27 protein-coding genes are annotated in these 18,237 nt (G+C 71.1%); all 27 read left to right on the top strand.

Annotated elements, in window-relative coordinates:
• The first annotated feature begins 9 nt into the window (after positions 1 to 9).
• The 27 genes from DMH03_RS24045 (at position 10) to DMH03_RS23925 (ending at position 18,011) form a co-directional block, all read left to right on the top strand.
• Positions 10 to 501 (top strand): NUDIX hydrolase, encoded by a 492-nt coding sequence (locus DMH03_RS24045; protein WP_125794266.1) that lies wholly within the window; start codon positions 10 to 12, stop codon positions 499 to 501.
• A 5-nt stretch (positions 502 to 506) separates the two neighbouring features.
• Positions 507 to 893 (top strand): SsgA family sporulation/cell division regulator, encoded by a 387-nt coding sequence (locus DMH03_RS24040; RefSeq protein WP_125794265.1) that lies wholly within the window; start codon positions 507 to 509, stop codon positions 891 to 893.
• A gap of 53 nt (positions 894 to 946) precedes the next feature.
• Positions 947 to 1,342: a hypothetical protein gene (locus tag DMH03_RS24035; protein ID WP_125794264.1), complete on the top strand. Its 396-nt coding sequence runs from the start codon at positions 947 to 949 to the stop codon at positions 1,340 to 1,342.
• Positions 1,343 to 1,354: 12 nt separating this feature from the next.
• Positions 1,355 to 1,561 (top strand): hypothetical protein, encoded by a 207-nt coding sequence (locus DMH03_RS24030; RefSeq protein ID WP_125794263.1) that lies wholly within the window; start codon positions 1,355 to 1,357, stop codon positions 1,559 to 1,561.
• 13 nt (positions 1,562 to 1,574) lie between these two features.
• Complete coding sequence (locus DMH03_RS24025) at positions 1,575 to 1,934, top strand: hypothetical protein (RefSeq protein WP_125794262.1); 360 nt, start codon at positions 1,575 to 1,577, stop codon at positions 1,932 to 1,934.
• 64 nt (positions 1,935 to 1,998) lie between these two features.
• Positions 1,999 to 2,523 carry a lytic transglycosylase domain-containing protein gene (locus DMH03_RS24020; protein ID WP_125794261.1) on the top strand — a complete coding sequence of 175 codons (525 nt, stop codon included), beginning with the start codon at positions 1,999 to 2,001 and terminating at the stop codon, positions 2,521 to 2,523.
• A gap of 172 nt (positions 2,524 to 2,695) precedes the next feature.
• Positions 2,696 to 2,875, top strand: coding sequence for a hypothetical protein (locus DMH03_RS24015; RefSeq protein ID WP_125794260.1), 180 nt, complete (start codon positions 2,696 to 2,698; stop codon positions 2,873 to 2,875).
• Between the two features lie 96 nt (positions 2,876 to 2,971).
• Positions 2,972 to 3,358: a hypothetical protein gene (locus DMH03_RS24010; protein ID WP_125794259.1), complete on the top strand. Its 387-nt coding sequence runs from the start codon at positions 2,972 to 2,974 to the stop codon at positions 3,356 to 3,358.
• Positions 3,359 to 3,360: 2 nt separating this feature from the next.
• The gene (locus tag DMH03_RS24005; RefSeq protein ID WP_199748993.1) at positions 3,361 to 3,669 is read left to right on the top strand and encodes a hypothetical protein; all 309 of its coding nucleotides are present in this window, start codon (positions 3,361 to 3,363) and stop codon (positions 3,667 to 3,669) included.
• A complete protein-coding gene (locus tag DMH03_RS24000) occupies positions 3,669 to 3,863 on the top strand; it encodes a hypothetical protein (protein WP_125794258.1) in 195 nt (64 codons plus the stop codon). The genes DMH03_RS24005 and DMH03_RS24000 overlap by 1 nt, the downstream gene beginning before the upstream one ends.
• 13 nt (positions 3,864 to 3,876) lie before the next feature.
• On the top strand, positions 3,877 to 4,209 hold the full coding sequence (locus tag DMH03_RS23995; RefSeq protein ID WP_125794257.1) for a hypothetical protein: 333 nt from the start codon (positions 3,877 to 3,879) through the stop codon (positions 4,207 to 4,209).
• Positions 4,209 to 4,487 carry a hypothetical protein gene (locus DMH03_RS23990; protein WP_158633110.1) on the top strand — a complete coding sequence of 93 codons (279 nt, stop codon included), beginning with the start codon at positions 4,209 to 4,211 and terminating at the stop codon, positions 4,485 to 4,487. Before DMH03_RS23995 ends, DMH03_RS23990 begins: the two co-directional genes overlap by 1 nt.
• Positions 4,488 to 4,506: 19 nt before the next feature.
• The gene (locus tag DMH03_RS23985; protein WP_125794255.1) at positions 4,507 to 4,845 is read left to right on the top strand and encodes a hypothetical protein; all 339 of its coding nucleotides are present in this window, start codon (positions 4,507 to 4,509) and stop codon (positions 4,843 to 4,845) included.
• Between the two features lie 176 nt (positions 4,846 to 5,021).
• Entirely contained in the window at positions 5,022 to 5,933 is a 912-nt protein-coding gene (locus DMH03_RS23980; protein WP_125794254.1) for a hypothetical protein, read from the top strand.
• Between the two features lie 135 nt (positions 5,934 to 6,068).
• Positions 6,069 to 7,253: a cell envelope integrity protein TolA gene (locus tag DMH03_RS42100; protein WP_158633109.1), complete on the top strand. Its 1,185-nt coding sequence runs from the start codon at positions 6,069 to 6,071 to the stop codon at positions 7,251 to 7,253.
• A 116-nt stretch (positions 7,254 to 7,369) separates the two neighbouring features.
• Positions 7,370 to 9,715 carry an FtsK/SpoIIIE domain-containing protein gene (locus DMH03_RS23975; RefSeq protein ID WP_158633108.1) on the top strand — a complete coding sequence of 782 codons (2,346 nt, stop codon included), beginning with the start codon at positions 7,370 to 7,372 and terminating at the stop codon, positions 9,713 to 9,715.
• A 343-nt stretch (positions 9,716 to 10,058) separates the two neighbouring features.
• Positions 10,059 to 10,214, top strand: coding sequence for a hypothetical protein (locus DMH03_RS42095; RefSeq protein ID WP_158633107.1), 156 nt, complete (start codon positions 10,059 to 10,061; stop codon positions 10,212 to 10,214).
• Between the two features lie 11 nt (positions 10,215 to 10,225).
• Positions 10,226 to 10,564, top strand: a complete 339-nt coding sequence (locus DMH03_RS23970; protein ID WP_125794252.1) for a hypothetical protein — start codon at positions 10,226 to 10,228, stop codon at positions 10,562 to 10,564.
• Between the two features lie 22 nt (positions 10,565 to 10,586).
• Entirely contained in the window at positions 10,587 to 11,390 is an 804-nt protein-coding gene (locus DMH03_RS23965) for a hypothetical protein (protein ID WP_125794251.1), read from the top strand.
• Between the two features lie 5 nt (positions 11,391 to 11,395).
• Complete coding sequence (locus DMH03_RS23960) at positions 11,396 to 11,674, top strand: hypothetical protein (protein WP_125794250.1); 279 nt, start codon at positions 11,396 to 11,398, stop codon at positions 11,672 to 11,674.
• Between the two features lie 92 nt (positions 11,675 to 11,766).
• Positions 11,767 to 12,282, top strand: a complete 516-nt coding sequence (locus tag DMH03_RS23955) for a hypothetical protein (protein WP_199748992.1) — start codon at positions 11,767 to 11,769, stop codon at positions 12,280 to 12,282.
• The gene (locus tag DMH03_RS23950; RefSeq protein WP_158633106.1) at positions 12,279 to 12,821 is read left to right on the top strand and encodes an AAA family ATPase; all 543 of its coding nucleotides are present in this window, start codon (positions 12,279 to 12,281) and stop codon (positions 12,819 to 12,821) included. The genes DMH03_RS23955 and DMH03_RS23950 overlap by 4 nt, the downstream gene beginning before the upstream one ends.
• Positions 12,818 to 14,407: a DNA cytosine methyltransferase gene (locus DMH03_RS23945; protein WP_125794248.1), complete on the top strand. Its 1,590-nt coding sequence runs from the start codon at positions 12,818 to 12,820 to the stop codon at positions 14,405 to 14,407. Before DMH03_RS23950 ends, DMH03_RS23945 begins: the two co-directional genes overlap by 4 nt.
• A gap of 45 nt (positions 14,408 to 14,452) precedes the next feature.
• Positions 14,453 to 15,079 (top strand): hypothetical protein, encoded by a 627-nt coding sequence (locus tag DMH03_RS23940; RefSeq protein ID WP_125794247.1) that lies wholly within the window; start codon positions 14,453 to 14,455, stop codon positions 15,077 to 15,079.
• Complete coding sequence (locus DMH03_RS23935) at positions 15,076 to 15,795, top strand: DUF4417 domain-containing protein (RefSeq protein ID WP_125794246.1); 720 nt, start codon at positions 15,076 to 15,078, stop codon at positions 15,793 to 15,795. Before DMH03_RS23940 ends, DMH03_RS23935 begins: the two co-directional genes overlap by 4 nt.
• Positions 15,795 to 16,388: a hypothetical protein gene (locus DMH03_RS23930; RefSeq protein WP_125794245.1), complete on the top strand. Its 594-nt coding sequence runs from the start codon at positions 15,795 to 15,797 to the stop codon at positions 16,386 to 16,388. Before DMH03_RS23935 ends, DMH03_RS23930 begins: the two co-directional genes overlap by 1 nt.
• Before the next feature lie 93 nt (positions 16,389 to 16,481).
• Positions 16,482 to 18,011 carry a YfjI family protein gene (locus DMH03_RS23925; protein WP_125794244.1) on the top strand — a complete coding sequence of 510 codons (1,530 nt, stop codon included), beginning with the start codon at positions 16,482 to 16,484 and terminating at the stop codon, positions 18,009 to 18,011.
• Positions 18,012 to 18,237 lie beyond the last annotated feature (226 nt).

The following is an 18,237-nucleotide window of genomic DNA, read 5'->3' as shown; positions in this document are numbered from 1 at the left end:
ACTTCCCCGATGTCGCTGATTGGTTCGCTCGCCGCGAAGATCGCCGCGAAATTCGATGACCGGGACCCGGTGTTCTACGCCGCCGATGTGCTGCTGTTCGCCAGGTCCCGCACGTGCCTGCTGCACGTGCTGCTGATCGAACGGGGCTGGGACCCGCACAAGGGCAAGCTCGCCGCCCCGGGCGGCCACGTCGATGCCGAGGAGACCTCGGAGCAGGCGGCCCGCCGGGAAGCCGCCGAGGAAACCGGCCTGGACCTGACGAGGGTGCCGCTGCACCGGGTCGGGATCTACGACCAGCCGGGCCGGGACGCTCGAGGCCGGTACGTGTCGGTGGCCTACACCGCGGTCCTGTCGGACATGCCCGCCCCGGTCGCCGGGGACGACGCGGCGGCAGCGGCCTGGATGCCCTTGCACGTCGCTACCCGGCTCGCCCAGCAGGGCAGGTTCGCGTTCGACCACGCCGACATGCTCTTCGACGCCTGCCGAATCCACGGGTGGTGAGCGGCATGACGGAGCTGATCTACCCTGCTACCGCTGTCCTGAATGGACAGCACCGGGTCCCGGTGTCCCTGGTCTACGACCCGTCCGACCCGTGGGCGGTCACCTTCGCCGTCGGTGAGCGGCTGTGGCTGTTCGCCCGGGACCTGCTCGCTTCGGGTGTATACGAGCCGTCCGGGCACGGGGACGTGCAGATCCGCCCCGACACCGGCGGCGCCTTCGACGCGGTGCTCGTGACCCTGTCGTCCCCGTCCGGGACCGCTGAGCTCGCCCTGCCGCGTGGCACCGTCGAAGCACTCCTGGACGCCGCCGACGCGGTCGTGCCCGCCGGCTGCGAGGAGATCGACTGGGACACCGAGTGGTCCCGTCTCACCGAAGGTCCGGCCGCCGCCTGACCTCTGTGCACGTCCGTTCAACCCAACGTTCGTTCCTGGAAAGGGAATTCGCCATGTCCTACATCAAACTTGCCGCTCACTATGTCGACCAGTCCGGCGGTCGCATCGCCGTCGGCGCCTGGCAGCTGTACATCACGTTGAACAACGGGACCACGGTGGACTTCCCGGCCCCGTTCGTGGCGCTGGACGCGACGTTGGCGGTGACGCCGGTCATCGAGCCCGACGGTGACGCCGGGGTGCGGGTCGACTTCACCCGTTGGTCGCCGCTGCGCTACGGCGTCTCGGGCAGCACCGGGTTCCCGGTGTGGCTGTCGTCGCAGGAGCTGGCGGTGCGGGTGGCGCGGGCGTTCGACGCTGACCCGGCCACCCGCTGGTCCGACTCGCCGGACGACATCCGTACGTGGCTGCGGTCGTGGGCAGTCACCAACGACGTGCCGCTGACGGTCTGAGGCGGTGGCGTGATGAGCGTGTTCGAGATCGCGAAGGAGCACGGGTCGTGGCGGCTGGCCGGGTTCGCGGTGGCGGTGCTGCTGTTCCTGGTCGTCGGGTTGCTGCGTTGGCCGCTGCTGCTCACCGCCCGGCTGCTGCTGGCGGTGCAGTCCGGGTTGGACGCCCGGATCACCCACAGTTTCGCCGGGAACGTCCCGGCCCCGCACGAGACCGGCTGAAGGGAGAAACACGATGGCAGACAACGAGATCCGTCACCGTGACCGCGGTGACCTGACCGCCCCCAGTGGGCCGGTGGTGGATCGGGCGATCGCCCGTGTCGGGTGGTGGCTTCCCGAGGCCGCCGCCGCCGGGCTGCTGGCCGGGCTCGCCGTCTGGGCCGGATGGGGCTGGGCGCTCTGGCCGATCGGGATCGGCCTGGCGGTGCGGATCGGGTGGGAGTGGGCCCCGGCCCGCCGTTCGGCCCGGTTCATCACCACGGTGGTCGGCTGGCTCGCCCGCCGGATCCGCCGGTGGCGCCAACGCCGCCACCGCACCAGCCCCGCCACACCGGACGCGCGGGGCGCGGTGCAGCGGGACGAGGTCGCCTCATGATCGCCCGCATGCCCCGCCGTGCGCCGGATGCCGGTTCGAGACGCAGGACGGGAGGTGAATTTCCATGACGCTGCTGGGGAAAGTCGGCGCGGGCGTGGCGTTGTTCGTGATCGCCGCGGTCGCCGTCGGCTACACCAAGGACGAGGGCCTGTTCAAGGATGACGTGGGCCTGGCCGCCGAGGCCGGGCCCGGGGTGGCCGACATCCCGGGCTCCTACCTGGCCCGCTACCGGGCGGCGGCCGGGACCTGCCCTGATCTGGACTGGGCGTTGCTGGCCGCGATCGGGAAGGTCGAGACCAACCACGGCAGGTTGAAAGCACCGGGCGTGTCCTCGGGGGCGAACTTCGCGGGGGCGGCCGGGCCGATGCAGTTCCTGCCCGCCACCTTCGCCGGTGTCCGCAAACGCCACCCCGGCCTCGGGGGCAACCTCTACGACCCCGACCACGCGATCCCGGCGGCCGCGCACTACCTGTGTGACTCCGGCCTGGCCCGGGGCGACGCCTACCAGGCGATCTTCGCCTACAACCACGCCGACTGGTACGTCGACAAAGTGCAGGCCCAGGCCGCCGCCTACCGCCGCGCCGCCTGACCCTGCTCGATCCCCGCCGGAGAGTTCCGGCACCTGATCCGGCGCTGTTCTTGCGCCGTAGCAAGCGTTCCACTGCTTCAACCGCTCCACCGTTCCACGGGGCGCGGTCGCATCGTGGCGCCCGCATCCCGGCTCCATCCCTTGTGTCACACCAACCCTTGGAGAAAACCCCATGAAGCTCATCGCCTTCATCATCGCCGCCGTCACCGCCTGGCTCGCCTGGGGCGCCGGTTCCCTGCACCAGAAGAACCCGGCCGAGTACAGCCTCACCCCGGCCCTGCTCCTCGGCCTGATCGCCGTCGTGTCCCTGCTGGTCGTGTTCACCGGCAAGTCCAAGGCCAAGGCCAAGTAGCTCCTCGCGCTGTTCACATGGTTCCCGGGTTCCGGGCGGCCGCACACAGATGCCCGCCCGGAACCCGGACCCCCAAACGTCCACTGTGGAGGCTCAATGGCTGAGGCCAAGAAAACCAACCCCGTCACCGACACCGACCGGATCCGGTGGCAGCGGCGTGCGATCGCGGACCTGGCGCAGTACCTGGCCGACGAACGCACCGCCGGGTTCCCCGTCCTGGTGTGGCTGGTCACCGCCACCGGCGGGCTGGTCGGCCGGGTTCCGCACACCGGCACGGTCGCCGACCTCCTCGCCGCCTTCGACACCTGGACCGGCCACCTCGGTCTGACCCGCTGGCCCGAACACGTCAACCACGACGGCTGGCTGCACCTGCACGCCGTCGGCACGCCACCCAACCGGACCACCGTCACGGTGATCGCGGACATCGGCACCGACGACGACGGCGACGGCCTGATCGCCGACCCGGCCTTCGAGGAGTGCTGACCATGACCACGCACGCCATCACGATCGAATTCGACGACACCGACCTGACCCGCTACTCCGACGACCGCCTGGCGCTCGCGTGGCACGTGGCGCAGGCCAACCCGGCCGAGTTCGGCGACCACGACGCGGGAGAGCTGACCGAACGGGTGGGGCGGGAGATCATCCGCCGCTGGCTGGGCACGGTGCCGCCGGAACTGTGGCACCACAAGGGCGAGAACCGCTACTGGAACCAGCTTCGCAAGCTCGGTATCTGGAAGGACGGGGCGTTCGTTCCGCACACCCCGCCCCCGCCCGATGCGGGTGACCGGTGATGTCCACATCGGACGGCACGCCACCGAACCCGAGGAGCTACCCGCTCGACCCACCGGAGTCGGACCCACGGTTCACCTTCGGGCTGGTGCTCGACGTCGCCGCCGTGCTCACCGCACACGGCTACCCGCCGCTGGCCGGGGGAGCCGAGCACGTCGACCTGCAACAGGCGCTGTTCCGGTTCCTCTACCGCTGACCTGAAAGGACTGATGCCCGTGCGCATCGCCACCACTCACACCGCCGCGTCGCTCGTGCTCGCGGTGACCCTGCTCGGTTCGGGCTGCGACCCCGGCCCGCCCGCGCCTGCCCCGGTGCCCGCCGGACGACAGGACAGCCCGCCGGCCGGGGCGTGGCGCGTCGACCACCTCGACGGCGAGGAGAACATGGGCACCGGCACCGCCTCCTACACCGCGTTCTGCGTCCCGGCCGGAACGTCCGTGCCCGGTGAGGACGACGTGCGCGCGGTGGACATCACCAAGGACCAGTTCCTGCGGATGCAGCCCGGCGACGCGTGCCCGCCCCCCCGGCCGGACCGGGGCTGATGCCCGTGCGGATCATCATCGGCCTGGTCGTGTTCATCGCCCTGTGGATGCTGTTCGCGCTCGGCTACACCGTCACCCCGCCACAGGTGCGGCCCCCGGCCCCGGCGACGTCGGCGCCGTGCCCGGCGCCGACACCACGGCCCACCCGAAGTACCGCCGCCGCCCCGACCGGCGAGGGCGACACGGCGGCGGACGCGCGCCCCGCACGAGGGGCACCGTGCCCGCCGGTGACCACCACCCTCACCGTCACCGCGGTGCCCACCCGCGACACCCCCTGACACACGAGGAGCGACCACCATGACCACCGCGAATTCCGCGACAGCACAGCACAATCTCCGCCGATCCCTCTGCGCCGGTCTCGTCGCTGCCGGGCTGCTGACCGGTTGCACCCCCATGACGGAGGTTCCCGCCAGGCCCGCACCCTCCACCCCGGTGCGCTGGTTCATCGAGCACCTCAGCGCGCCGGGAGACACCGCCATCCGGCCCGTGTCGGCCTACACCGCGTTCTGCGCCTCCACCGACATGGTCACCCCGTCGCACCTTCCTCAGCCGCATGAGCTCGTGCCGGTCACCGTCACCAAGGCCGAGTTCGCGCGGCTCCAGGAAGGCGACCCGTGCCCGGCTGCCCGCCGGTGACGTCGATCGTTACCGCGGTACCCCCGGCGCACGAGACGCGGTGACAGCAGGGGTTCCCGGCGGCGGCACGGCCGGCCGGGAACCCCTTGACCCGCTTTGTAGCCGCACCGGATGCGCGAAATGACCTGCCCCGGTCCGGTACCCGCATCCCACCTCGGCAGGAAGGACACCCCGCCATGTTCGGATTCTTCAAGAAGAAGACCAAGTCCGCCAAGAAGGACGCCGCGCGCAAGGTCACGCCCAAGCGCGCCACCACCCGCAAGACCACCAGCAGGCGGAAGGCCGCGCCGGTGCGGAAGGCCGCGACGCCCCGCACGACGCGGGCGTTGTGCGTGGTGTGCAGGGAACGGTTCCAGACCAACGCGAAGCTGCGGATCTGCGGGCGGAAGCGTTGTTCCACCGAGCTACGTCAGCGGTCCCGGGGCAACCCCGCACCGGCCACAGCGCCCGCGCCACGTCGGGCGCCGCGCCGTAAGGCGGCACCGTCCGCACAGGCCCGACCCCAGGCCACGCCTGCCCCGGCCGCTGAGCCGAAGATGACCGCGAGCGACCTGGCGGCCTGGTGGGGAAAGGCTCGGGCCAGTGGCCAGCAGTCCCAGATCAGGGACTGGAATCACCACCATCCCCGGTGGCGTGACGAGATCGTGCGCAACGCCGCCGCGCTCAACCAGGCGGCCGCGCTGCTGTCCGGGTCCGACCGGGCCGCGCTCAACGAGATCTCTCGCGCCGCGGCGGCCATCACCGACGACCAGATCCGCCGCGCGGCTGAGGACGACACCCGCGCCAACCGGCCCAGCGGCATCGCGCACCGCCTGATGGGCCTCGGGGACCGGCTCACCGCGCTTACCACCAAGTACGAGCGGGCCGGGATCATCCGCGTGAACCGTTCCGGGGGCACCAGGACCACCCCACCGGCCGGGACCACGGTCACCAACGTCAACCATGCCGCCCCCGGTGCCACGGTCGGCTCCCAGCACGACGTGACCTCGGACCGCGACCAGCGCCCGCCCCGGGCCACGCGCAACGTCGCCGAGGGCGACGACGTCGTGGACCGGCAGATCGGCATCGATCTCCGCCGCGACCGCTAACCCCGCGCACCACCGGCTGGAACACGGTTTCGGCGCCCCGGTTTCCGCGCGCGGCACGAGAAACCAGTCACTGACCACTGTGGACACGTCGGCCCTTGTGTGCCGCTGGTGTTCCCCGGCGAAGAGAGGTTGACCATGAGCTGGCAGGAAGAGATCCGGGCGAACCGTCAGGCGAAGGCCGAGGCGGCGCGGCTGGACGAGGCCGCGCGGACCGGGAACGACATCGCGCGGATGAAGGCGGCCGGCGAGCTGGCCCGCGCCGACCGCGAGCAGGACGCGAAGCTGGTGGCCGAGGCGAAGGCCACCGCCGACGCCATCCGCGACAAGCGCCGCGGTGAACGCAAAGCCAAGCGGGCCAAGGCCACCGCGTTCGCGAAGGCGCACGTGGTGGACGGGCTGATCTACGGGATCGCGCTGGTGTCGTTCGTGATGGCGGCCCCGGCGATGTCCGGCTACGGCGAAGACGTCTACCGCTCCCCGCTGGGCGCGCTGCTGCCCCTGATCACCGAACTCGGGATGTGGGCGTTCGCGATCGCGGTGCTCATCTCCCGGATCAAGGCCCCGGACCGGCCGGTATGGGGTTACCAGGCCGGGGTGTGGGTGTTCGGGACGCTGGCGTTCCTCACCAACGCCGTCCACGGCTGGTCCCGGGGCTTCGACGCCGCGCTGATCATGGGCGTGGTGTCGGTGGCCGGGGTAGTCGCGCACCAGCTGGCGATCGCGACCCCGCCCCGGTCGAAGGCGCAGCGGGCGGCGGACAAGCTCGCCGCCGCCCGGGCGGCGAAAACCCATGCGGCGGCCCGCGCGGCGCTCAAGGCCGCCGCCGCGCAGATCGACGCCGAGGGCAACGCCCGCCTCACCTACGTCCCCGGCACCTTCGACGTCCGCCGACGCCGCCTGGTCCCGGTCGAACCCGACCTGGACGTCGTCGGCCCGCCGGACGCCCTCGACGCCGAACTCGCGAAGCTGCTCGGTTCGGGACACCCCGACCCCGAGCCGGGCCCGGGCGGCGGGATCGCGACCGACCCCGGACCGTCACCCGGCCCGGCCCGCGACGACACGGCCGAGGCCACGCCGGACCGTCCGGCGCCGCACCGGACCGCCCGCACCACCAAACGCGGCGGCCGGTCCGGGCCGGTCGCGAAGACGGGCCGCGACACCCGCTTCGAGGCGTTGCGGGCCCGGTTCGACAAGGCGGTCGAGTCCGGGCACATCGATCCCGGGACCGCCTCGATTTACCGGATCGCGAAGACGCTGCGGTGCGGGAAACCGGCCGCCAAGCGGCTGCTCGCCGAACGGCAGCACACCGACCAGGACTGACCCCGATCTGGTCCGGCCCGGCCCGCCCGGACACACCCGTGTCCGCCCGGGCCGGAACCGGTCCGCATCGGGTTCGCACACCACCCCCGAGGCGGGTTCGAGAAGGGATCACCGACATGGCGCACGATGACATCACACCCCACGGGACCGGGGACAACACCACAACCGGACCGGCCTGGACCGCCCCGGACCGGCCGGGTCCAGGGCAGGCGACGGTGGTCCCGTTCCGCCGTCCCGAACCGGGTTCGGACCCGGCCACGATCGACGGAGAGGTGGTCGAGCCCGGGACCGACATGGCCATGGCCGAGACGCGGGAGACGTGGGGCACGCGGGTGCTCTACGGCACCGGCCGGATCCTCGCCGGACCGTCGGATGAGGCCCGGGCGAGGCTGGCCGAGGCGACCGTGGACGCCGCCCACGCCGCCGGCCACCGGGTCGCCGCGGGGACCCGGTCCGGGCTGCGCGTGACCGGCCGGTTCGGACGGTTCCTGAACCGGCACAGCCGGATCATCGGCAAGGGCATCGAAGCCGCCCGGCAACGTCGCCGCGCGGAGAAGGACCACACCGACCTCAAGGCAGCCCGGGCCGAGGCGAAAGACAAGGGCGACACCGCCGCGGTGGAGGCGCTGACCCGCCAGCACAACGAGAGCCGACACGTCGGGATCGACGCCGCGCAGAAGAAAGCCGAGCTGATCTGGATGCTCACGTGGCGCACCGCCGCCGTGCTGGGCGTGCTGTTCGTGGTGTCGGTGCTGGTGGGCGGGATCAACGGGTACGGCCGGTGGCTCGGGGTGTTCAACGCCAACGACGTCCTCGCCGTCTGGCGTGACGCGCTCACCCTGCTCTACACCGTCGCGGTGGTCGTGGTGACCTGGTGGTGGGCGTTCCCCACCGTGTGGGTGCCGCTGAAACTGTCCCGCTGGTGGCGCGACGGGAACCGGCTCGGGGACCAGGTTCTGCCCGTTCACCTGCGGAAACAGGCCACCCAGAACCTGCGGGTGGAGCTGAGCGAGTCCGCGCTGGTGAACGCGCTGGCCAACATTGGCAACAGCAAGCTCAACACCAGCATCAAGGACGGGTGGCCGCACCGCGACACCGACAACGCGTGGGTGCAGCCGCCGATGATCGACGGAAAGGGCTGGTCCACCAAGATCCGGCTCCCGCAGGGCGCACCGGTGAAGTCCGTGGACAAGGCCAAGGAGATGCTCGCGCACAACCTCGCGTGCAGGCCGATGGAGCTGTTCATCCGCGCCGATGCCGACGACCCCACGGTGATGGACCTGTTCCGCCTGAATCCCGGGGTTCTGCGGGACCCGGTGGACCCGTATCCGTTGCTGCACGAGGGATCCACCGACTACTGGCAGGGTTTCCCGGTCGGGGTGAACCTGCGCGGGGAACCGATCGTGGCGGACATGCCCGAACGGAACTTCGTGCTGGCCGGCAGTCCCGGTTCGGGCAAGTCGACGCTGATGCAAACCCTGCTCAACGGGGCGATCCTGGATCCGCTGGTGGACGTGGATGTGTTCGTGTTCGCCGAGAACAACGACTACGAGGCCATCTCGCCCTGCCTGAACGTCTATTCCCCGGGCGCCGGTGAAGGCAACGTCAATGCGGCGCTGGATCACCTGCAAGAGCTGTATGACGACCTGTCCGCGCGCGGCCGCCTGCTGCAAAAGCACAACGTCAACAGCGTGCTGGAGGCCGGACGCGAGATCGTCGCTCGTGAGCCGGGGTTGCGGCCCCGGATCGTCGTCTTGGAGGAGTGCCAGCGGCTGTTCCGCCAGGACAAGCCCGAGGACCGCAAACGGATCGTGAACCTGGTGATCAACCTGTTCATGGCGTCCCGGAAATACGCCGTCCACCTGGCGTTTCTCACCCCCAGCCCGTCGGATCAGAGCCTGCCGCGGGACCTGGTGGCGATGTCGACCAACCGGGCGTGCGGGGCGGTCAACGGGAACAAGGCCCGCAACAACGCGGTCCTCGGGGAGAAGGCGCACGAGGAAGGGATTTCCGCGCTGGATCTCAAGCCCAAGACCAAAACCAGCCTCAACGACTGTGGAACGCTGATCACGGTCGGGTTCATGGACGAACCCGGCGCCCTGCGCAGCTACTACCTGTCCCCGAACGACCAGAAGAACATCGCCCAGCGGGCCCTGGAAGCCCGTGGCGGCGGCACGAACGGCGCGGCCGAGGTCGTGGTGGTGCGGGATCCGCTGGTCGACATGCTCACCGTGCTGGCCGAGATGACCCCGCGCGAAGGCGAGCAGCACCCGCGTGCGGCGGCCGTCGCGGCGGCGCTGGCCGCCCGCTGGAACCACTACAGCGGGTGGAAGATCCAGCAGGTCACCGACCTGCTCGCCGTGTACGGCTACAAGGTTCCGACTACGGACCGTGTATTCCCGGTCGATCCGGCGCGGGTCGCCGACGCGCTCGCCGGCCGCGACGCCGCACCGGCGGAATGAGTCCCGGCCCGGGCCCGCTCACACCCCGAAACCGGGGTCATGGGCGGGACCGGACGGGCACGCGCGTCCCGCTCATTTCGCTCATTCGCGTTCATTTCCGCTGATCACGCCCTTGACCTGGGAACTCATCCGCGAAATGCGCTAGCTCATTCGCTTTTGCGAAACTCATCCGCCGACTCATCCCCGGCTCATCCGCCGCGCATCCCGCCCGCCGAGGTCGCCCACTCTTTCATGCCCAGCCTGGGTGTCACTGAACGTAGTCGCCGAGGTGGGTGTGTCGTGTCCTCGCCCGGTCTCGCGTCCGCGCCATCTCCGATCACCGACCGTGAAGGGAAGCCCTGTCATGACTTCTCCCGTTTCGCTGCGCCTGCCCGCCCACGGCACCACCGGCACCCGTCTTCCGCCCCGGACGCGGTGGGCGTGCCGCTCGTGCGGGGCGCGCAACCGGTTGCGGCAGCGCTGCTGCCACCGCTGCTGCCAGATCCGGCCCCGCCGCTGAAAGGAGACCGCGTGAACGACACCGACGCGGTCCCCGTGCCGGTTCGCGAGTATCGGGCGCTGGTGGCCGACGCGGGCGCCTGGCGGCTGCTGAACTCCAGCCCGCACGTGGCGGAGCTGCTCGCCGAGTGGATCGAGTGGGACCGCCGCGCCACCGCCCGCGCCACCTCCAACGCCATCTCCGGGGCAGCGGACTGGCGGGCGATCGCCGGTGGCCCGACTTACGCCGAACTCGCCCGCCGCCGCACCGTGCACACCACCGAACCGCTGACCCCGGACCAGATCCGGGCCCGCGCCACCGCGTCGTGGGCCCGGGTCGAGAACTGGATCGCCACCCGTACCGCCGCCTGACAACGGAAAGGACTTCCTCGCCATGACCGTCACCGCACCACCTCCCACCGCGGCCGCGTGTCGCGACCTGTTCCCGGGCTATCCGATCCCCGCGGCCGAGACCGCGCTCACCGAACTGGCCATCGCCCGCTCGAACGGGCTGTCCCCGATGGTCGGGGAACGCACCCCACTGCCCGGGCTGGCGCTCACCCCGCACGCCGCCGGGGACGTGCTGCGCTACACCGGCACCTGGGTGCTGACCCACGTGTCCTCCGGACGTCGGGTGTCGCCCGCCGCGTCGTTCCTGCGCACCCACGAAGCCGTGCTGTGGCTGGAAAACACCGGAGTGGACTGGGACCGGCCGATGCAGGAGCTGCACGCCGACCCGTCCGCCGAAGCCGCGTTCGGGGACCTGTACTTCGCGATGCACCGCGCGCAGGATGCCGGTCGCCCGCTGGTGTACGCCCGCACGTCGTGGGCGGTGCGGCCGCCGCTGTGGCGGATCCGGCACCGCGGCGTGGACTCGGCCGAGGGGTTCGAGACGTTCGAGGACGCCGCCGCGCTGGCCGAGGTCGCCTGTGAATACCCGGACAGCGAGCTGATATTGCACCCGGACGCGGTCATCCTCCGTGATCTCCAGCCCGCCGGGTGGGGCCTGCGGTGCTCCTCGATCGGCTGCGCCGGTGGCGAGACGTGGATCCCCGACGACTGGACCGGCAACGCCGCTACCGGTACCCGCGCCCAGCTGGCCGCCCGGGCCCGCGCCGGTGGGTGGGTCGAACACGACCCCGGGCACTGGACCTGCCCGGCCTGCGCCTGCCACTACCCGCAGACCTGGGAGGTGTGACGCTGATGGCCGCCATCGTGCACCGCTGTGCCTGCGGGCACCTGGACTTCTTCCACAGCTCGGTCACGAACGTCTGCACCACCGAGGGGTGCCCGTGCCAGACGGTCAACGCGGGGCCGCCGGAGGTCATCCCGACCTGGCGGTCCGACGGCACGCCGACCGGGCCCACCGTCGAAGAACCGGCCGTCATCTCGCCGGGCACACGCGGCACCGGGATGGGCCAGCTGTGCGACTGCGAGGCCTGCCAGACCCTCTACGCCTCGGTCGCGGGGAACGCCGCCTGACCACTTCGGACAGACGGGCAGGGCCGGACACCACACCAGGTGTCCGGCCCTGCTCTGTTCGCGCCGCCTTCCCGTGAAAGGGAGTTGTTGCCATGACCACCAACCCCGTGGCCGACCCGGCCACGTTTCCCGTGCTGATCGAGGTGGCCGAGGAACGCGGCCGCCAGGACGCCAAATGGGGCCGTCAGGACCACGCCGACGGCACCGGCCCGGACGAGGCGAACCAGGTCCGGTTCTGCGTGACGGTGGCCGAGGCCGCCGACTTCGCCCGCTGGCGCACCGATCTGGCCGCCCGCCACGACGCACCGACCTTCGCCGACATCCTCACCGAAGAGACCTTCGAAGCCCTCGCCACGGCTGACCCCGCCGCGCTGCGCGCCGAGCTGGTCCAGGTCGCCGCCGTGGCGGTGTGCTGGATCGAAGCCATCGACCGTGGCACCCAGCGATCACGGCTGCCCGGGCTCGCCCCGGGCGACGTCGCGGGCAACCGGGACACCGGCGAGCTGCTGACCGTCACCGGCGACCCCGACCCGTGGGACGCCCGCGACTACGAGCCCGCCGACACCGCCGGTGGCGAGGAGGGCGACGGCCCCGGGGAGGTCGCGTGAGTCCAACTCTGATCGTCACGATCGGCCCGTGCGGGGCCGGGAAAACCAGGTGGCGCCGACGGCACGCGCCGCCCGGGGCGGTGGTGGTGTCGCTGGATGAGACCCGCGCGGCGCTCTCGCCCTGTGGCTGCTCGGGAAACCCGGCCGTCAACGCCGCCGCCGTCGCCGCCGAGCACGCCACCACCCGCGCGGTGCTGGCCGGCGGGGGCACGGTCGTCTGGGACGTCACGAGCTTCCTGCCCCGATTCCGCGCCGAGCTGCTCGCCATCGCGGCCGACTACCGCGCCCACACGGTGGGGCTGGTGATCCTGCCGCCGCTGTTGCGCGTGCTCGCGCAGAACGGCCGCCGCGACGGACGGCGTTGCCCCGCTTGCGGAACCGCCCGCCGGGTCGCGGACCCGGTGGTGTGGCGGATGCACCACGACATCACCGCCGCGCTCCCGCGCCTGCACACCGAGGGCTGGACCGAGCTGCATTACCTGACCTTGCCGCCCTACCTCCGTCCCCACACGCACCGCCGATCCAAGGAGGCACGATGACCTGGACCACCTACCACGAGTTCGCCGGGTTCGGCGGGGACACCATCGGTGTGCTGCGGGTGCCCGGCACCCGGGGTGTGCTGCCGGCGAACCACAACGCGGACGCGATCGCCACGCATGAGCTGAACCACCCGGAGATGGACCACTACAAGGGGGACATCGCGAAGGAGGACATCGGGAAGTTCCCACGTGTGGACTTCTTCGCCTCCACGCCGTCGTGTCCTCCGTGGACAGACGCGCGCGGGGTGAAGCGGGACTTCGACCAGTCGACGCAGGGTGTGTTGTTCGATCCGGTGCGCGGGCCGAAGGCGCTGAATCCGGACACCGCGCGGGCGCGGGCGCTGATGGAGGAGATCCCGCGCTACCTGCAAGCGATGAACCGGCGCGGCAAGCCCGTGCTTGGCGGCCTGGTGGAGAACGTGGTGCAGGTCGTGAAGTGGGACCAGTTCAACCGCTGGCGCGGCGAGATCGTGGCCGAGGGCTACCGCACCCGCATGATCGCGCTCAACGCCATGCACGTCACCGGCCCCACGCTCGGCAAGGTCGCGCAGTCCCGCAACCGGTTCGTCCTGGCCTACTGGCACGAGATGCTCGGCCGGGATCCGGACTGGGACAAGTGGCTGCGTCCCAAGGCGTATTGCAGCGCCTGTGACGAGATGGTGGCCGCGGTGCAGGTGTTCAAGAACCCGCGCACCAAAATGGGCGTCTACGGGATCAAGCACGGCCAGTATGTCTACCGCTGCCCGCACCGCTCGTGCCGCCACCAGATCGTGGAACCCGGCGTGCTGCCCGCCTCGTCCATCATCGACTGGTCGCTCGATCCCGGGCCGAGGATCGGCGAGCGCGGCGCCCACGGCAAGGACCCGCTCGAGCCCACCACGATGGCCCGGATCGAGGCCGGGCTCGCCCGCCACGTCGGCGCCCTGCTCACCCCGGCCGGAGGCACCTGGCGCACTGAGGCCACCAGTGTCGATGTGCCGTTGCCGACCAGGACCACGCGGGACAACGACGCACTCGTGTGCCCGCCCCTGCTCGTGTCGTGCGCCGCGCGGGCCGGGGTCGGCACCGCCACCACCGTGGCGGATCCGATGCGGACGCAGACCTGCCGCCGGGAGACCGCGGTGGTGGTACCGCCGTTCATCTCCATCCAGCGCAACGGTGGCTCCGCCACCGCCGCCTACCCGGTGGACGGGCCGATTCCGACCGTGTCGGCCGAGGGCAACCACCACGGCCTGGTCGGCCCGCCGACCCAAGCCGAGCAGGTCGAGTTCCTGATGTCCTACTACGGCAACGGCGGCACTCAGTTGACCGACCGTCCGATCGGGACACTCACCACCCGCGACCGCTACGCCCTCATCGGCGGCACCCCGCCGGTCGAGCAGTGCACATTCCGGATGCTCGAACCGCACGAGATCGGCGCCGGGATGGGGTTCCCGCCCGGCTTCAAGATCCCGCCACATGTCGCGAAGTCCAAACGCAAGGTCGTGCGCGGCTACGGCAACGCCTTCCCGCCGGCCATGTCCGAGGTGGTCGCCTCGGCCGTGATCGAGACCTTCTCCGGCGAACCGCTCGACCCCGCCGCCTGAACGCGGCGCAACCACCGTTCCCCAATCCTGAAAGGACCTTGCTCGATGAGCACTCTTGGCCCCTATCACCCGGCGGCGTTCGCCGACGGTGTCTGGACGAAACAGCTTCTCTCGACGGCGCCCTACGTCGCGGTGGACGAGATCGCGGGCGCGCTCGCCGCGACGGTTGGCCGCACCGGGGTGCCGCTGACCGGATACGTACACACCACGGGCCGGGTCGCGGGCGGGATGGTGCTGGTCCGCGATCCCAGCGTCACCCACGGCGTCCCGGACCAGAACGACTGCGAGGTCGCGGCGTTCGACTTCGTCCGCAACGGCCCGTGGCGCAACGACGGCCAGCTGGCGCCCGTGGGCGCGCTGGTCGCGATGGGCCTGCGGAAGGGCTATGCCCCGGGTAACCGGCAGTACACCTACACGGAGTTCAGGACGGAGCACGACCGCCACCGCGGGGTCTGGGTCGGTCATCCCGCCGTGCTGATCTCCGCGCGCCCGCAACCCGACGGCGAGGTGCAGGTCTACCGAGAGGCCGGGGTCTGCACGTTCGCCGACCCCGACGACCTGCCCGTGCACGCCGCGATCGCCGACGCCTTCGGGCAGCACAGGTTCGTCGTCCACAACTGGCTCACCGGCCGCGTCACGGCCTACAGACACGAGCGGGAGGCAACTCGATGACCATCACCACCCACGACTTCGACCGCCCCGACGACCTCGCGGACGCGCCCCCGCCGGAACTCGGCGGCGGGACCCGCACCAGCCACCGGTGGGCGACGATGCCCGGCAACTGGGACAAGCTCAACTGCCGTGCCCTGTGGCCCACGGACAACCTGTGGGGCATCCCCGCCCTGCCACGCGCCACGTTCGAACCTGCCCGGTTGGTGGCCTACACCGACCGGCGCGCCGCCGCGACCGCCGGGCCGGGTGCGGCGGTGCACTTCTTCCTCGACGACTACCGGTTCGAGGTCGTCTGGTCCAAACCGGAACGCGGCCTGTCCCGGTGCGCGGCGGTGGGTGCGGCGCTGACCCCGGATTTCAGCCTGTACCGGGACATGCCGCTGGCGATGCAGCTGTGGCAGGTCTACCGGTCGCGGTGGTGCGGGGCGTGGCTGCTGCACCACGGCGTCACCGTCGTCCCCACCGTCAGCTGGTCCACAGCGGACTCCTACGACTTCGCCTTCGCCGGGATCCCGCCCCGGTCGGTGGTCGCGGTGTCCACCGTCGGAGTGTGGCGCGACCCCGTGGCCCACAGCCTCTTCGCCGCCGGGTACGCCGAAATGCTGCTCCGCCTGGAACCCGCCGTAGTGCTGGTCCACGGCAAGCCACCAACCGAGCAGGTCCGAGGCGGCACACCGATCCGGTGCTACCCGTCGCGCTGGGACGGTGACCGGTGATGGGCGGACGAGGATCCTCTCTCGGCAAGGGAAACCGGCCGCCCGCCACCAGCAGCGGCAGCACCGGAAGCGGTCCGGCGCGGGTGGAACCGGCCGTGCCCGCAACCGAGCAGCCTCGGCCCGAGCCGGACGGTCCGGAGGACACGCAGCCCCAGCCGGACCCGGCCGCCGCCCCGGAGCCGTCGATCGAGGACCGCATCCGTGCGGCCGTGGCCACACTGACCGCGAACGGCAACGGCTGGGCCGGAATCGTCGACATCCGCAACGCCCTCGCCGACGTCGACCAGACCGAAGTCACCCAGGCCTTGCGGGACATGGCGCGCGACAACCCCAACATCCACCTCGCCCCGGAATCCAACCGCAAAGCCCTGACCGACGACGCCCACGCCGCCGCGGTCACCGTCGGCGGCGAGCAACAGCACATCATCGCCATCCAACCGGTGCAGGACCCCGCCGCGCTCCGACGCGTCCAAGCGGCGGGCCTCGCCAACGCCACCGACAAGGACCTCGAAGCGGCACGCGTCCACCACGGCACACCGTCCTCGATCTACGACCAAATCCGGGCCGAACAGAAACGTCGCGCCCAGGAATGACCGAACCTGTTCGGTTCCGGACATGGCGCCCCGCTACCTGACCTGGCGGCACCACCGCTCGTCCTGTACCACCGCTCGAACGGAGAACCCCCGATGGCTCAGCCCGCCCGCGCGCTGCACGCCGTGCCGACCACGTGGGAGGCACCGTTGCCGCTCACCACGTCCGCCACCCTTCCCGCGTTCCCCGTCTCGGCACTCCCGCCGTGGCTCGCCGACCAAGTCGAAGCGGTCGCCGAAGCCATCCAAACGCCCACGGACCTGCCCGGGTGCCTCGCGCTCGCGGCACTGTCCACCGCGGCCGGCGGGCGTGCTGAGGTCACGGTACGGCGCGGGTGGGCCGAGCCGGTCAACCTCTACACCGTCGTTGTCATGGAACCGAGTGCCCGCAAGTCCCCGGTGTTCAAGGCGATGATCGCGCCGATCTACGACCTGGAAGCCCAGCTACAGCAGGAGTCCAAGGAAGCCATCCAGACGGCGCGGGTGTCGCTGCACGCCGCCGAAGGAGTGGCCGAGAAAGCCCAGAAGGCCGCCGCCAACGCCGTCGGCGACGCCACCACCGACGACGACGCCCGCGGCCGGGCACTCGCCGACGCGGTCGAGGCCGCGCTGTCGGCCGAGGAGATCACCGTGCCGGTCGAACCCCGGCTGGTCGCCGACGACGCCACCGTCCAGCAGGTCGCCACGATCCTGGCCCAGCAGGGCGGGCGGCTCGCGGTCCTCTCGGACGAGGGCACCATCTTCGAGAACGTCGCAGGCCGCTACTCCGGCGCACCCAACGCCGAGGTGTTCCTCAAGGGCTACACCGGAACCCAGCTCCGAGTGGACCGCGGGGACCGTCACGAACACGTCCCCACCCCGGCCCTGACGCTGGGGCTGACCATCCAGCCGACCGTCATCGACGAACTCCCGGAGAAGCTGCGCGGCAACGGGTTCCTCGCCCGCATCCTCTACGCCCGGCCCATCCCGCTGTCCGGGCACCGCCGTGCCCGGCCCGACCCCATCCCCGACGCGATCACCAAGGAGTACAACACCCAGCTCCACGCCATCGCCCACACCCTGCACGGCTTCGACACCCCCGCCGAACTCGTGTTCACCCCGGCCGCCGACGACCTCATGGCAGAGATCCAGGACGAGATCGAACCCAAGCTCGACCCCGCCGGTGGAGTCTGGCGGCACATGGCCGACTGGGCAGGCAAGCTGCACGGCCAGACCGCGCGGATCGCCGCCCTCCTGCACATCGCCGAACACCCGCACAACCCGTGGACAACCCACATCACCGCCGACATCGTCGCCAACGCATGGGTGCTCGGCCGCTACTTCGCCAGCCACGCCCTGCACACCTTCGAACAGATGGGACGCGACACCAACCTCGAGACCGCCGCCAAACTCCTCGCCTGGATCACCGCCACCCGCCCCGACAGCTTCACCAAAAAGCAGATCTACGACGGCGTCCGAGGCGGCCTGATCACCCGAGCCAACGACGTCGACGTCGGCCTGGAGATCCTCGACGAACTCGGCCACATCGCTCTGGACTCGCCACCCGAACGCCCGCCGGGGACACGAGGCCGCAAACCCAGCCCGACCTTCTGGACCCACCCGATGTACCGCAACACCACCACCTGACGGAGCCGACCCCGGCCCGCCGGAAGCCCCGCTAATTACGCTAAATACGCAGAAATCCCCGACCGGGCACGTTTGCCCAGGTCAGACCGCCTACAGGCGCCCGGGCACCGGATCCCGCAGAATCCCGCACAAATCCCGCACAAATACCCAGACCCCTCACCACGGGCTCCGTCGGCACACCCACCCATCGCCACGCACAGTCACCACCGACCAGCAGTGGGCACGA

It is taken from the genome of Amycolatopsis sp. WAC 01376 (assembly GCF_003947415.1).
Lineage (GTDB): Bacteria > Actinomycetota > Actinomycetes > Mycobacteriales > Pseudonocardiaceae > Amycolatopsis.
The sequence above is the reverse complement of the archived record's forward strand: the minus strand, read 5'-3'. Positions and strand labels throughout refer to the sequence as shown.

What these genes read in the sequence shown, in the direction of transcription:
- DMH03_RS24045 (WP_125794266.1), top strand. Translation starts at nt 10, where the DNA reads ATGTCGCTGATTGGTTCGCTCGCCGCGAAGATCGCCGCGAAATTCGAT.
- DMH03_RS24040 (WP_125794265.1), top strand. Translation starts at nt 507, where the DNA reads ATGACGGAGCTGATCTACCCTGCTACCGCTGTCCTGAATGGACAGCAC.
- DMH03_RS24035 (WP_125794264.1), top strand. Translation starts at nt 947, where the DNA reads ATGTCCTACATCAAACTTGCCGCTCACTATGTCGACCAGTCCGGCGGT.
- DMH03_RS24030 (WP_125794263.1), top strand. Translation starts at nt 1,355, where the DNA reads ATGAGCGTGTTCGAGATCGCGAAGGAGCACGGGTCGTGGCGGCTGGCC.
- DMH03_RS24025 (WP_125794262.1), top strand. Translation starts at nt 1,575, where the DNA reads ATGGCAGACAACGAGATCCGTCACCGTGACCGCGGTGACCTGACCGCC.
- DMH03_RS24020 (WP_125794261.1), top strand. Translation starts at nt 1,999, where the DNA reads ATGACGCTGCTGGGGAAAGTCGGCGCGGGCGTGGCGTTGTTCGTGATC.
- DMH03_RS24015 (WP_125794260.1), top strand. Translation starts at nt 2,696, where the DNA reads ATGAAGCTCATCGCCTTCATCATCGCCGCCGTCACCGCCTGGCTCGCC.
- DMH03_RS24010 (WP_125794259.1), top strand. Translation starts at nt 2,972, where the DNA reads ATGGCTGAGGCCAAGAAAACCAACCCCGTCACCGACACCGACCGGATC.
- DMH03_RS24005 (WP_199748993.1), top strand. Translation starts at nt 3,361, where the DNA reads ATGACCACGCACGCCATCACGATCGAATTCGACGACACCGACCTGACC.
- DMH03_RS24000 (WP_125794258.1), top strand. Translation starts at nt 3,669, where the DNA reads ATGTCCACATCGGACGGCACGCCACCGAACCCGAGGAGCTACCCGCTC.
- DMH03_RS23995 (WP_125794257.1), top strand. Translation starts at nt 3,877, where the DNA reads ATGCCCGTGCGCATCGCCACCACTCACACCGCCGCGTCGCTCGTGCTC.
- DMH03_RS23990 (WP_158633110.1), top strand. Translation starts at nt 4,209, where the DNA reads ATGCCCGTGCGGATCATCATCGGCCTGGTCGTGTTCATCGCCCTGTGG.
- DMH03_RS23985 (WP_125794255.1), top strand. Translation starts at nt 4,507, where the DNA reads ATGACCACCGCGAATTCCGCGACAGCACAGCACAATCTCCGCCGATCC.
- DMH03_RS23980 (WP_125794254.1), top strand. Translation starts at nt 5,022, where the DNA reads ATGTTCGGATTCTTCAAGAAGAAGACCAAGTCCGCCAAGAAGGACGCC.
- DMH03_RS42100 (WP_158633109.1), top strand. Translation starts at nt 6,069, where the DNA reads ATGAGCTGGCAGGAAGAGATCCGGGCGAACCGTCAGGCGAAGGCCGAG.
- DMH03_RS23975 (WP_158633108.1), top strand. Translation starts at nt 7,370, where the DNA reads ATGGCGCACGATGACATCACACCCCACGGGACCGGGGACAACACCACA.
- DMH03_RS42095 (WP_158633107.1), top strand. Translation starts at nt 10,059, where the DNA reads ATGACTTCTCCCGTTTCGCTGCGCCTGCCCGCCCACGGCACCACCGGC.
- DMH03_RS23965 (WP_125794251.1), top strand. Translation starts at nt 10,587, where the DNA reads ATGACCGTCACCGCACCACCTCCCACCGCGGCCGCGTGTCGCGACCTG.
- DMH03_RS23960 (WP_125794250.1), top strand. Translation starts at nt 11,396, where the DNA reads ATGGCCGCCATCGTGCACCGCTGTGCCTGCGGGCACCTGGACTTCTTC.
- DMH03_RS23955 (WP_199748992.1), top strand. Translation starts at nt 11,767, where the DNA reads ATGACCACCAACCCCGTGGCCGACCCGGCCACGTTTCCCGTGCTGATC.
- DMH03_RS23945 (WP_125794248.1), top strand. Translation starts at nt 12,818, where the DNA reads ATGACCTGGACCACCTACCACGAGTTCGCCGGGTTCGGCGGGGACACC.
- DMH03_RS23940 (WP_125794247.1), top strand. Translation starts at nt 14,453, where the DNA reads ATGAGCACTCTTGGCCCCTATCACCCGGCGGCGTTCGCCGACGGTGTC.
- DMH03_RS23935 (WP_125794246.1), top strand. Translation starts at nt 15,076, where the DNA reads ATGACCATCACCACCCACGACTTCGACCGCCCCGACGACCTCGCGGAC.
- DMH03_RS23930 (WP_125794245.1), top strand. Translation starts at nt 15,795, where the DNA reads ATGGGCGGACGAGGATCCTCTCTCGGCAAGGGAAACCGGCCGCCCGCC.
- DMH03_RS23925 (WP_125794244.1), top strand. Translation starts at nt 16,482, where the DNA reads ATGGCTCAGCCCGCCCGCGCGCTGCACGCCGTGCCGACCACGTGGGAG.